The sequence below is a fragment of the Burkholderia sp. Se-20378 genome, from assembly GCF_017104665.1.
Classification (GTDB): domain Bacteria; phylum Pseudomonadota; class Gammaproteobacteria; order Burkholderiales; family Burkholderiaceae; genus Burkholderia; species Burkholderia lata.
On record NZ_JAAGPG010000252.1, the window covers coordinates 1 to 12130 of the forward strand.

Genomic DNA, 12130 nt, shown 5'->3' on the forward strand with positions numbered 1-12130 from the left:
GTCGGCGACGAGCTCGCGCTCGCCTTGCACGACGTGGATCGCCATCGCGGTCTGGCCGTCCTTGAAGGTCGTGAATTCCTGCGCGCGCGCGATCGGAATCGTCGAGTTGCGCGGAATGATCTTCTCGCCGAACGGCCGCACGAAGCGGCGCACGAGCCCGACCTTCGGCGAGCCGCCCGCGACGATCTTCGACACGTTGCGCACCTTCGCATAGCCGATCAGCGCGGCAACCGCATCGGCGCCGGCGAGCGTGGCCGTCTCCGCGCCGAGCTCGGCCGCGAGCTTCAGCGCGTCGAGCGTGCGTTGCCGTCGCGCATCGGGCAGCCGCTGCAGGCGCGGCGTCTCGACATAAACGGCGATCCAGTCGGCCTTCAGGCTCGCGGCGAGCCGCGCGGCCGCCCGCACGAGCGTCGGCGCTTCGGCGCCGGGACCGACGCACACGAGCAGCCGCTCGCGCGCCTGCCAGATGCGCTGGATCGATCGGTCGGCGCGGTATTCGCGCATCTGTGCGTCGACGCGATCGGCCGTGCGCCGCAGCGCCAGTTCGCGCAGCGCGATCAGGTTGCCCTTGCGGAAGAAGTTGCGCACCGCGCGCTCGGCCTGCTGCGCGAGATAGACCTTGCCGTCGCGCATCCGCTCGAGCAGCTCCTCGGCCGGCAGGTCGACGAGCGTGACTTCGTCGGCCGCGTCGAACACGCGGTCGGGCACCGTCTCCCACACGCGGATGCCGGTGATCGCGCCGACCACGTCGTTCAGGCTTTCGAGGTGCTGGACGTTGACGGTCGTGTAGACGTCGATGCCCGCGTCGAGCAGTTCGTACACATCCTGCCAGCGCTTCAGGTGCCGTGCGCCCTGCACGTTCGAATGCGCGAGTTCGTCGACGAGGATCAGTTGCGGCTGGCGCGCGAGCGCGCCGTCGAGATCGAATTCGGCGAGCGTGCGGCCGCGATAGTCGATGCGCGCGAGCGGCAGCACGTCGAGGCCGTCGAGCAGCGCGGCGGTTTCGCTGCGCCCGTGGGTCTCGACGATGCCGACGACGACGTCGACGCGTTCGTGCAGGCGCTGGCGCGCGGCCTGCAGCATCGCGTAGGTCTTGCCGACACCGGCCGATGCGCCGAAGAAGATCTTGAGCTGGCCGCGCCGCTGCTTTTCTTCGTCACGCTGCAGCTTGTCGAGGAGTTGGTCTGGATCGGGACGATTCATGCGTCAGAAAGGCGGAGCGCCCGGATGCGCGCGAGTACGAGCATTGTTGTTCCAAATCGCCGCAAAAGGCAAAGACGGCGCATGCGCCGTCGGGAAAAGTTGCGTCCGGCGCGGATCGGGCCGCGCCGGACGCCGGTTGTCGCCGGAAGCCCGGGCGCGCGCTCAGTGCGCGGCCTGCGCCGCGTCGAGCGCGAGGTTCAGCTTCAGCACGTTCACGCGCGGTTCGCCGAGCACGCCGAACTGGCGGCCCGTCGTGTTCGCTGCGACGAGCTGCGCAACCGCATCGGGCGCCAGGTTGCGTGCCTTCGCGACGCGCTCGACCTGGTACGCGGCGGCAGCCGGCGTGATCTCCGGATCGAGGCCGCTCGCCGACGCCGTCACGAGGTCGACCGGCACGGGCTTCGACATGTCGGTGCCCGCGTCGCGCAGCGCGGCGATGCGCCCTTTCACCTGGTCGGCAAGCGACGGGTTCAGCGGGCCGAGGTTCGAGCCGCCGGAGCCGGACGCGTTGTACGGCATCGGCGAGGTCGCCGACAGCCGGCCCCAGAAGTACTTCGGCGCATCGAACGGCTGGCCGATCAGCGCGGAGCCGACCGCCTTGCCGTCCTTCTCGATCAGGCTGCCGTTCGCCTGCGACGGGAACACGGCCTGGCCGAACACGGTCATCACGGCCGGGTAAGCGAGCCCCGTCACCGCGACAAGCACGACAAAGATCACGACGAGCGGACGAATCAACGTTTTCATGATGTTTCCTTCAAATACGGCCGGCTCAGGCCCAGCCGAGTGCAGCGAGCGTCATGTCGATCAGCTTGATGAACGGGAACGGCAGCAGCACGCCGCCGAGGCCGTACACCAGCAGGTTGCGGCGCAGGAGCGACGCGGCGCCGAGCGGCCGGTACGTGACGCCCTTCAGCGCGAGCGGAATCAGCGCGACGATGATCAGCGCGTTGAAGATCACCGCCGACAGGATCGCGGACGCCGGCGACGTCAGGTGCATGATGTCGAGCACGCGCAGCTGCGGGTACGTCGTCACGAACGCGGCCGGGATGATCGCGAAATACTTCGCGATGTCGTTCGCGATCGAGAACGTCGTCAGCGATCCGCGCGTCATCAGCATCTGCTTGCCGATCTCGACGATCTCGATCAGCTTCGTCGGGTTCGAGTCGAGGTCGACCATGTTGCCGGCTTCCTTCGCCGCCTGCGTGCCGGTGTTCATTGCCACGGCGACGTCGGCCTGCGCGAGCGCCGGCGCGTCGTTGGTGCCGTCGCCCGTCATCGCGACGAGGCGGCCAGCCGCCTGGTGTTCGCGGATCGTCGCGAGCTTGGTTTCCGGCGTCGCTTCCGCGAGGAAATCGTCGACGCCCGCTTCCGCCGCGATCGCCGCAGCCGTCAGCCGGTTGTCGCCCGTCACCATCACGGTCTTGATGCCCATCTTGCGCAGTTCCGCGAAGCGCTCCTTGATGCCGCCCTTCACGATGTCCTTCAGCTCGATCACGCCGAGCACGCGGGCCGCGCCTTCATGCAGGTCGGCCACAACGAGCGGCGTGCTGCCGCGGCGCGCGACTTCATCGACCGCGCGGCGCACTTCCTCCGGGAAGCGGCTGCCGTGCGACTCGACGTAGTTGCGGATCGCATCGGCCGCGCCCTTGCGGATCTCGCGGCCGGGCAGATCGACGCCACTCATCCGCGTCTGCGCGGAGAAGCCGATGAACGTCGCGTGCAGCTGCCCCATGTCGCGCTGGCGAATATTGAAGCGCTCCTTCGCGAGCACGACGATGCTGCGGCCTTCCGGCGTTTCGTCGGCGAGCGACGACAGTTGCGCGGCATCGGCCAGCGCTTCCTCGGTCACGCCCGGCGCCGGCACGAACATCGATGCCTGGCGGTTGCCGAGCGTGATCGTGCCGGTCTTGTCGAGCAGCAGCACGTCGACGTCGCCGGCGGCTTCCACCGCGCGGCCCGACGTCGCGATCACGTTCGCCTGCATCATCCGGCTCATCCCGGCCACGCCGATCGCGGACAGGAGGCCGCCGATCGTCGTCGGGATCAGGCACACGAGCAGCGCGACGAGCGCGGTGATCGTCACCACGTGGCCGGCCTTCATCGCTTCGACCGAGAACATCGAGAACGGCAGCAGCGTCGCGGTCGCGAGCAGCATCACGATCGTCAGCGCGACGAGCAGGATCGTCAGCGCGATCTCGTTCGGCGTCTTCTTGCGCTTCGCGCCTTCGACCATCGCGATCATCCGGTCGAGGAACGCCTCGCCGGGGTTCGCGGTGACCTTGACGACGATCCAGTCGGACAGCACGCGCGTGCCGCCCGTCACCGACGAGAAGTCGCCGCCCGATTCGCGGATCACCGGCGCGGATTCGCCGGTGATCGCCGATTCGTCGACCGACGCGACGCCGTCGACCACCTCGCCGTCGGCCGGGATCACGTCGCCCGCTTCGACGAGCACGACGTCGCCCTTGCGCAGCTCGGTCGCGGTCGTGATGCGGATCGGCGACTTCGGATGCGGCTCGTTGAGCTTCTTCGCCATCACGTCTTTCTTCGCGCTGCGCAGCGACGCGGCCTGCGCCTTCGAGCGCCCTTCGGCGAGCGCTTCGGCGAAGTTCGCGAACAGCACGGTGAACCACAGCCACAGCGCGATCGCGAGGATGAAGCCCGCGGGCGCCTCGGCCTGGCCGGCGAGCGCCGCGATCCACAGGATCGTGGTCAGGATGCTGCCGACGTACACGCAGAACATCACCGGATTGCGGAACTGCGTGCGCGGCGTGAGTTTCTTGAACGAGTCCACGATCGCCGGGCGCAGCAGCGCCGGATCGAACATGGACCGTGTTGCGGAATGTTGAGTCATTGCGATCTCTTCAATCTCTTCAGTCTTTTCAAGGTGTCGCCAGGTGGGCGCGCATCACGCGCCCAGCCACATCATCAGGTGCTCGACGCCCGGGCCGAGCGCAAGCGCCGGCACGTAGGTCAGCGCGCCCACCAGCAACACGGTGCCGAGCAGCAGCACGACGAACAGCGGACCGTGCGTCGGCAGCGTGCCGCTCGTCACCGCGATGCGCTTCTTCGCGGCGAGCGAGCCGGCGATCGCCAGCACCGGCACGATCGTGCCGAAGCGGCCGAACCACATTGCGATCGCGGTCATCCAGTTGTAGAACGGCGTGCCGACCGTCAGGCCCGCGAACGCGCTGCCGTTGTTGTTGGCGGCCGAGCTGAACGCGTACAGGATTTCCGAGAAGCCGTGCGGCCCCGGGTTCGCAATGCCGGCCTTGCCTGCATCGGCGAGCACGGCGATCGACGTGCCGACCAGCACCAGCAGCGGCGTGAGCAGCACGACGATCGACACCATCTTCATCTCGTACGCCTCGATCTTCTTGCCGACGTATTCCGGCGTGCGGCCGATCATCAGGCCGGCGACGAACACCGCGAGCAGCGCGAACACGAGCATCCCGTAGAGACCCGAGCCCACCCCGCCGTAGATCACTTCACCCAGCTGCATCAGCAGCATCGGCACGAGGCCGCCGAGCGGCGTCAGCGAATCGTGCATCGTGTCGACGGCGCCGCACGACGCGGCCGTCGTCGCGACCGTGAAGATGCCGGTCTGCGCGATGCCGAAGCGGGTTTCCTTGCCTTCCATGTTGCCGCCCGGCTGCAGCGCGCTGGTCGACTGGTCGACGTGCAGCGCGGCGAGCGTCGGGTTGCCGCCCTGCTCGGCGCTCACCTCGACGCCGATCGCGAGCACGAACGCCACCGTCATCGCCGCGAGCACGGCGATACCCTGCCGGCGGTCGCCGATCACGCGGCCGAACACGAGGCACAGCGCAGCCGGGATGATCAGGATCGAGAAGATCTGCAGGAAGTTCGCGAACGGCGTCGGGTTCTCGTACGGGTGCGCGGAGTTCGCGTTGAAGAAGCCGCCACCGTTGGTGCCGAGCATCTTGATCGCTTCCTGCGACGCGACCGGGCCCATCGCGAGCGTCTGCTTCGTGAGCGGGGTCGGCACCGTGACCGCGTTGCCCTTGTCGTCCTTCACCGGATTGCCCTGCGCGTCGAGCTTCGGCGCGGCGTAGGTGCTTGCCTGCAGCACCGGCACGTCCTGGTACGACTTCATGTTCTGGATCACGCCCTGGCTCATCAGCAGCCCGGCGATGATCATCGACATCGGCACGAGCACGTACATCGTCACGCGCGTGAGGTCGACCCAGAAGTTGCCGATCGTCTGCGCGGTATGACGTGCGAAGCCGCGGATCAGCGCGATCACGACGACGATGCCGGTTGCCGCCGACAGGAAGTTCTGCACGGTGAGGCCGAGCATCTGCGTCAGGTAGCTGACGGTCTGCTCGGGCGTGTAGTCCTGCCAGTTCGTGTTGGTGACGAAGCTGACGGCCGTGTTGAACGCGCCGTCGACCGTCATCGCGCCGAACTGCTGCGGGTTGCCGGGCAGGAAGCCCTGCAGGCGCAGCAGGCCGTAGAGGAACAGCGCACCGAGTGCGTTGAACGCGATCGTCGCGACCGCGTACTGCTTCCAGTTCATTTCGCTGCCGGCGTCGACGCCGGCGATGCGGTACAGCGCGCGCTCGAGCGGCCCGAACACGCGCACGACACGCGAGCTGCCGTCCATCACCGCCGACAGGTAGCGCGCGACCGGAACGGCCGCCGCCAGCAGCACGACGATGAAGAGCCCCGTCTGCAAGAGATTGTTCGCGTTCATTCGATGTCCTCCGCGCGCAGCAGCGCAAAGACGAGATACGCGAACAGCAGCGCCGTCGAGGCGCCTGCCAGCCAAAGCATCCAGGTCATGCTCGCCCCCCGCGACCGTACTGCACGAGCTTGTCGCAACCGGCAACCAAACCGAGGATCAGCGCGGTGAAGAGCACCAGTGCGCCGATGAAAACCCCATCCATTTTTCTGTTCTCCATCGTCGAAATCAGACGACTAGAACCTTATGGGAACGCACGTAAAGGACGGGTCAAAGGTATCGGGGCGCGTATAAAAAACGCGTAAACGTGGAATTCGGGGGAGGACGGCAGGAACCGGAAGGCGGGACGGACGGCGCCGTGGCGCCGCCCGGACAAGCGCGTGCCGGCATGGCGCCGGCACGAGGAGGCAGGTCAGGGAACGAGGATCGTCGAGCCGGTGGTCCTGCGCGCTTCGAGATCTTCATGTGCGCGGCCGACTTCGGCGAGCGGATAGCGCTGGTTGATGCTCGTCTTCACCTTGCCCGACAGCAGCACGTCGAACAGCTCGGCGGCAGCGGATTCGAGATCGGCGCGCTTCGCGATGTACGAGAACAGCGTGGGGCGCGTAAAGAACAGCGAGCCGCGCGACGAGAATTCCTTCGAGTCGATCAGCGGCAGCGGGCCCGACGCATTGCCGAAGCTGACGAACAGCCCGAGCGGCGCGAGGCTGTCGAGCGAGCCGATGTAGGTGTCCTTGCCGATCGAATCGTAGACGACCGGTACGCCCGCGCCGTTCGTGATTTCCTTCACGCGCTGCGTGAAGTTCTCGCGCGTGTAGACGATCGGATGGTCGCAGCCGTGCGCCTTCGCGAGCGCGGCTTTCTCGTCGGAGCCGACCGTGCCGATCACGGTCGCGCCGAGCGCCTTCGCCCACTGGCACACGAGCAGGCCGACGCCGCCGGCCGCCGCGTGGATCAGGATCGTGTCGCCGGCCTTCACCGGATACGTGCGGCGCAGCAGGTAGTGCGCGGTCAGGCCCTGCAGCATCACCGACGCCGCGTCGTCGTAGCTGATGCCGTCCGGCAGTTTCACGAGCCGGTCGGCCGGCATCACGCGTTCCTGCGCGTACGCGCCCGGCGGCTGCCCGACGTACGCGACGCGGTCGCCCGCCTTGAGCGTGGTCACGCCTTCGCCGACGGCCGTCACCTCGCCCGCCGCCTCCATCCCGAGTCCGCCGGGCAGCGCTTGCGGGTAAAGGCCGGTGCGGAAATAGACGTCGATGTAGTTGAGGCCGACCGCGTGCTGCCGGATACGGACTTCACCCGCCTTCGGTTCGCCGACCTCGACATCGACCCACTTCATCACGTCCGGGCCGCCCGGCTGGTCGTATCGGATTGCTTTCGGCATCGTTTCGCTCCTCGTTTTCTGATTCGGTCAGGGAAAAATCCGGGTCGCCGATACGCAGAGCCGGCCGATTCACGTGGGAACCGGGCGGCAGGCGCGCGTCGCGACGCACGATTCTCGCGCGCCGCGGCCAACCGTGCATGGCCCTGCCGCCAGCAGGGGCAATCAGGCGCGGACAGCGCCTAGCAAACGTCCTGCATGTTGCGCGCCAGATCGTCGAGCAGCATCCGAGCGGTGGCGACGTTGGTCGCGACCGGCACATCGTGCACGTCGCACGCGCGCACGAGCGCGGTGATGTCGGGGTCGTGCGGCTGTGCGGTCATCGGGTCGCGCAGGAACACGACGATGTCGATGCGGCCGTCGGCCAGTTCCGCACCGATCTGCAGATCGCCGCCGAGCGGCCCCGACAGCTTGCGCTCGACCTCGAGCCCGTGCGCGTCCGCGATGCGGCCGCCCGTCGTGCCGGTCGCCACCAGCCGGCATTGCGCGAGCGTCGCGCGGAATTCGCCCGCGAGCGCGACGATCTCGTCCTTCTTCGCGTCGTGCGCAATCAATGCGATGCGGGGTTTGCTCATCTCCAGATCCTTCGTTTCAGGTTGTTGTCGTGAAAGGCGGTGCGCGCGTCAGAACGTGCCCGGATACGAGCCGCCGTCGAGCAGCCAGTTCTGCCCGGTGATGTAGCCGGCATGCACGCTGCACAGGAACGCGCACGCCGCGCCGAATTCCGCACGGGTGCCGAGACGGCCGGCCGGGATGTCCTTCGTGCGCCGCGCGCGCATCTCGTCGACGCTCACGCCCTGCGCCTTCGCCGACGCGGCAAGCGTGGTCGCGATCCGGTCGGTGTCGAACAGGCCGGGCAGCAGGTTGTTGATCGTCACGCCCTGCCCCGCGACCTTGCGCGACAGCCCCGCGACGAAGCCGGTCAGCCCCGAGCGCGCGCCGTTCGACAGCGCGAGCACGTCGATCGGCGCCTTCACGGCCGAGCTCGTGATGTTGACGATCCGGCCGAAGCCGCGCGCGATCATCCCGTCGAGGGTCGCGCGGATCAGCTCGATCGGCGTCAGCATGTTCGATTCGAGCGCACGGATCCAGTCGTCGTGCGAGAAGTCGCGGAAATCGCCGGGCGGCGGGCCGCCGGCATTCGTCACGAGAATATCCGGCTGCGGGCATGCGGCGAGCGCGGCCGCGCGCCCGTCCGGCGTCGTGATGTCGCAGGCGACCGCGGTCACCGACACGTTCGCGCCGGCGCGGATCTCCTCCGCGGTTTCCTCCAGCGTGTCGCGCGTGCGCGCGACGATCACGAGGTTCACGCCCTCGGCGGCCAGCGCTTCCGCGCAGCCGCGACCGAGCCCCTTGCTGGCCGCGCACACGAGCGCGGTCTTTCCTTCGATGCCGAGATCCATCGTCGATTCCTTGGTGGCGACACGCGCCGGCTCGGCCCCGTCGCGCCGGCGCATGGACCCCGGGCGGGTCAGGCGGGCAATCGGGCGGGCGCAGGCGCGCGGATTGTCGTGAGACGTCGATATTATCCGGATCATGCGGCGCGCCTTGGTAAAATTGCGGACATAAGCGCGCGGCCGGCTTGCGCCCGCCCCCGCCCCCGATCCTCTTTTGCCGCCAAGGCGCCCCCGTCATGAAACAGGACAGCCGTTTCCCGAATCTCTTCATCACCGATCACCCGCTGATCCAGCACAAGCTCACGCACATGCGCGACAAGGACACGTCCACGCGCACGTTCCGCGAGCTGCTGCGCGAAATCACGCTGCTGATGGGCTACGAGATCACCCGCAACCTGCCGATCACGACCAAGCGGGTCGAAACCCCGCTCGTCGAGGTCGACGCGCCGGTGATCGCGGGCAAGAAACTGGCGATCGTGCCGGTACTGCGCGCAGGCATCGGGATGTCGGACGGCCTGCTCGACCTGGTTCCGTCCGCGCGCGTCGGCCACATCGGCGTGTACCGCGCCGACGACCACCGCCCGGTCGAATACCTGGTGCGCCTGCCGGACCTGGAAGACCGCATCTTCATCCTGTGCGACCCGATGGTCGCGACCGGCTACTCGGCCGTGCACGCGGTCGACGTGCTGAAGCGCCGCAACGTGCCGGCCGCGAACATCATGTTCGTCGCGCTGGTTGCCGCGCCGGAAGGCGTGCAGGTGTTCCAGGACGCGCACCCGGACGTGAAGCTGTTCGTCGCGTCGCTCGATTCGCACCTGAACGAGCACGCGTACATCGTGCCGGGCCTCGGCGACGCGGGCGACCGCCTGTTCGGCACCAAGAACTGAGCACCAGGACGGCCGCGCGGCGCGCGGCCCGGCTCGCGGCGGCCTGCCTGGCCGTTCGGCCATGCGCGGCGGCCCCGATCCGGCGGTCGCCGCGTGATAAAATCTCGATCCACTCGACACGCGCGGCCCCGCGGCTTCATGCCCGCCGAAACGGCCGCCGATTCAACGACACATTGAAACAATCGCCCGCGCAGCGCGCCCGGGCACGGAGAAAGGTATGGCTGGTCATTCGAAATGGGCCAACATCAAGCATAAGAAGGCAGCGGCCGACGCGAAGCGCGGCAAGATCTGGACTCGCCTGATCAAGGAAATCCAGGTCGCGGCGCGCCTCGGCGGCGGCGACGTCAACTCGAATCCGCGCCTGCGTCTCGCGGTCGACAAGGCGGCCGACGCGAACATGCCGAAGGACAACGTCAAACGCGCGATCGATCGCGGCGTGGGCGGCGCGGATGGCGCGAACTACGAGGAAATCCGTTACGAAGGCTACGGCATCAGCGGCGCGGCAATCATCGTCGACACGCTGACCGACAACCGCACCCGCACGGTCGCGGAAGTCCGCCATGCGTTCTCGAAGTTCGGCGGCAACATGGGCACCGACGGCTCGGTCGCGTTCATGTTCGACCACGTCGGCCAGTTCCTGTTCGCACCGGGCACGTCGGAAGACGCGCTGATGGAAGCCGCGCTCGAAGCCGGCGCGAACGACGTGAACACGAACGAAGACGGTTCGATCGAAGTGCTGTGCGACTGGCAGGCATTCTCTGCGGTGAAGGACGCGCTCGAAGCCGGCGGCTTCAAGGCCGAACTCGCCGAAGTGACGATGAAGCCGCAGAACGAAGTCGAATTCACCGGCGACGACGCGGCGAAGATGCAGAAGCTCCTGGACGCGCTCGAGAACCTCGACGACGTGCAGGACGTGTATACGAACGCCGTCATCGTCGAGGAATGATGTGCCGGCCGCCGTGCTCCTGTCGCGGCGGCGGCCCGACCGAATCCGCGGCCGGCGCGCCTGAGCGTGCCGGCCGCCCTGTTTTCTAGTCTGCGGGGAATCCCATGAAACTACTCGTCGTCGGTTCCGGCGGCCGCGAACATGCGCTGGCGTGGAAGCTCGCGCAGTCGCCGCGCGTCCAGATGGTCTACGTCGCGCCCGGCAATGGCGGCACGGCGCAGGACGAGCGTCTGAAGAACGTCGACATCACGGCGCTCGACGAACTCGCCGATTTCGCGGAACGCGAAGGCGTCGCGTTCACGCTCGTCGGGCCGGAAGCGCCGCTCGCGGCCGGTATCGTCAACCTGTTCCGCGCACGCGGCCTGAAGGTCTTCGGCCCGACCCGCGAAGCCGCGCAGCTCGAGAGCTCGAAGGATTTTGCGAAGGCGTTCATGAAGCGCCACGGCATCCCGACCGCCGAGTACGAAACGTTCTCCGACGTGGCCGCCGCGCACGCGTACATCGACGCGAAGGGTGCGCCGATCGTCGTGAAGGCCGACGGCCTCGCGGCCGGCAAGGGTGTCGTCGTCGCGATGACGCTGCAAGAAGCGCACGAAGCCGTCGACATGATGCTGTCGGGCAACAAGCTCGGCGACGCCGGCGCGCGCGTCGTGATCGAGGAATTCCTCGATGGCGAGGAAGCGAGCTTCATCGTGATGGTGGACGGCAAGCACGCGCTGGCGCTGGCTTCCAGCCAGGACCACAAGCGCCTGCTCGACGAGGATCGCGGCCCGAACACCGGCGGCATGGGCGCGTATTCGCCCGCGCCGATCGTCACGCCGCAGATGCACGCACGCGTGATGCGCGAGATCATCATGCCGACCGTGCGCGGGATGGAGAAGGACGGCATCCGCTTCACGGGCTTCCTGTATGCGGGCCTGATGATCGACAAGGAAGGCAATCCGCGCACGCTCGAGTTCAACTGCCGGATGGGCGACCCGGAAACGCAGCCGATCATGGCGCGCCTGAAGAGCGATTTCTCGAAGGTCGTCGAGCAGGCGATCGCGGGCACGCTCGATACGGTCGAGCTCGACTGGGATCGCCGCACCGCGCTGGGCGTCGTGCTGGCCTCGCACGGTTATCCGGACGCGCCGCGCAAGGGTGACCGCATCAACGGGATCCCGGCCGAGACCGAACAGGCCGTCACGTTCCATGCCGGCACGACGCTCGACGGCGACAAGCTGACGACGTCCGGCGGCCGCGTGCTGTGCGTGGTCGGCCTCGCCGATTCGGTGCGCGAAGCGCAGCAGCATGCGTACGAGACGATCAACCAGATCAATTTCGAAGGCATGCAGTACCGCCGCGACATCGGCTTCCGCGCACTCAACCGCAAGAGCGCGTGACGTTGCAATTGCCGCCCCGCCTATAAGCGGCGGCGGCTCCTCTGCCGGGGTTCGATAGAATGCCCGGCAGATGCCTTTTTTACGGCCCCCGCTTCGGGCGAGGGCACCCAGTCCAGACATGACCGATTCGACCTACGACGTAGCGCGCGTGCGCACGTACCTCCAGGACCTGCAGACACGCATCGCCGACGCGCTCGGCGCGCTCGACGGCACGCCGCTCGCGACCGAC

11 protein-coding genes and 1 pseudogene are annotated in these 12130 nt (G+C 67.8%); 4 read left to right on the plus strand and 8 right to left on the minus strand.

Features of this window, described 5'->3' with window-relative positions:
- The 8 genes from G3N93_RS23500 to G3N93_RS23535 all read right to left on the minus strand — a co-directional run.
- On the minus strand, positions 1-1203 hold a 1203-nt coding region (locus G3N93_RS23500), incomplete at its 3' end, for an Hsp70 family protein (RefSeq protein ID WP_206134072.1).
- Between the two features lie 162 nt (positions 1204-1365).
- Complete coding sequence (gene kdpC, locus G3N93_RS23505; protein WP_174942669.1) at positions 1366-1947, minus strand: potassium-transporting ATPase subunit KdpC; 582 nt, start codon at positions 1945-1947, stop codon at positions 1366-1368.
- Between the two features lie 25 nt (positions 1948-1972).
- Positions 1973-4057, minus strand: coding sequence for a potassium-transporting ATPase subunit KdpB (gene kdpB, locus G3N93_RS23510; RefSeq protein ID WP_174942672.1), 2085 nt, complete (start codon positions 4055-4057; stop codon positions 1973-1975).
- 54 nt (positions 4058-4111) lie between these two features.
- The gene (kdpA, locus tag G3N93_RS23515; protein ID WP_206134073.1) at positions 4112-5917 is read right to left on the minus strand and encodes a potassium-transporting ATPase subunit KdpA; all 1806 of its coding nucleotides are present in this window, start codon (positions 5915-5917) and stop codon (positions 4112-4114) included.
- Entirely contained in the window at positions 5914-6006 is a 93-nt protein-coding gene (kdpF, locus tag G3N93_RS23520; protein WP_006752209.1) for a K(+)-transporting ATPase subunit F, read from the minus strand. Before kdpF ends, kdpA begins: the two co-directional genes overlap by 4 nt.
- Before the next feature lie 311 nt (positions 6007-6317).
- Positions 6318-7292 carry a quinone oxidoreductase gene (locus G3N93_RS23525; protein ID WP_206134074.1) on the minus strand — a complete coding sequence of 325 codons (975 nt, stop codon included), beginning with the start codon at positions 7290-7292 and terminating at the stop codon, positions 6318-6320.
- Positions 7293-7471: 179 nt separating this feature from the next.
- Positions 7472-7864 carry a methylglyoxal synthase gene (locus tag G3N93_RS23530; RefSeq protein WP_011352738.1) on the minus strand — a complete coding sequence of 131 codons (393 nt, stop codon included), beginning with the start codon at positions 7862-7864 and terminating at the stop codon, positions 7472-7474.
- A gap of 48 nt (positions 7865-7912) precedes the next feature.
- Positions 7913-8692, minus strand: a complete 780-nt coding sequence (locus G3N93_RS23535; protein WP_174942682.1) for an SDR family oxidoreductase — start codon at positions 8690-8692, stop codon at positions 7913-7915.
- Between the two features lie 230 nt (positions 8693-8922).
- On the opposite strand from G3N93_RS23535, the gene upp reads away from it, so the two are divergent.
- The 4 genes and pseudogenes from upp to G3N93_RS23555 all read left to right on the plus strand — a co-directional run.
- Positions 8923-9573 (plus strand): uracil phosphoribosyltransferase, encoded by a 651-nt coding sequence (gene upp / locus G3N93_RS23540; RefSeq protein WP_011352740.1) that lies wholly within the window; start codon positions 8923-8925, stop codon positions 9571-9573.
- A gap of 217 nt (positions 9574-9790) precedes the next feature.
- Entirely contained in the window at positions 9791-10519 is a 729-nt protein-coding gene (locus G3N93_RS23545; protein ID WP_174942685.1) for a YebC/PmpR family DNA-binding transcriptional regulator, read from the plus strand.
- A gap of 104 nt (positions 10520-10623) precedes the next feature.
- A complete protein-coding gene (gene purD / locus G3N93_RS23550; protein ID WP_174942688.1) occupies positions 10624-11901 on the plus strand; it encodes a phosphoribosylamine--glycine ligase in 1278 nt (425 codons plus the stop codon).
- Between the two features lie 70 nt (positions 11902-11971).
- Positions 11972-12130 (plus strand): annotated as a pseudogene (locus G3N93_RS23555) (coproporphyrinogen III oxidase); the annotation flags it as partial.

Coding starts and splice junctions, on each gene's coding strand:
- kdpC (WP_174942669.1), bottom strand. CDS start 1,947: ATGAAAACGTTGATTCGTCCGCTCGTCGTGATCTTTGTCGTGCTTGTC.
- kdpB (WP_174942672.1), bottom strand. CDS start 4,057: ATGACTCAACATTCCGCAACACGGTCCATGTTCGATCCGGCGCTGCTG.
- kdpA (WP_206134073.1), bottom strand. CDS start 5,917: ATGAACGCGAACAATCTCTTGCAGACGGGGCTCTTCATCGTCGTGCTG.
- kdpF (WP_006752209.1), bottom strand. CDS start 6,006: ATGACCTGGATGCTTTGGCTGGCAGGCGCCTCGACGGCGCTGCTGTTC.
- G3N93_RS23525 (WP_206134074.1), bottom strand. CDS start 7,292: ATGCCGAAAGCAATCCGATACGACCAGCCGGGCGGCCCGGACGTGATG.
- G3N93_RS23530 (WP_011352738.1), bottom strand. CDS start 7,864: ATGAGCAAACCCCGCATCGCATTGATTGCGCACGACGCGAAGAAGGAC.
- G3N93_RS23535 (WP_174942682.1), bottom strand. CDS start 8,692: ATGGATCTCGGCATCGAAGGAAAGACCGCGCTCGTGTGCGCGGCCAGC.
- upp (WP_011352740.1), top strand. CDS start 8,923: ATGAAACAGGACAGCCGTTTCCCGAATCTCTTCATCACCGATCACCCG.
- G3N93_RS23545 (WP_174942685.1), top strand. CDS start 9,791: ATGGCTGGTCATTCGAAATGGGCCAACATCAAGCATAAGAAGGCAGCG.
- purD (WP_174942688.1), top strand. CDS start 10,624: ATGAAACTACTCGTCGTCGGTTCCGGCGGCCGCGAACATGCGCTGGCG.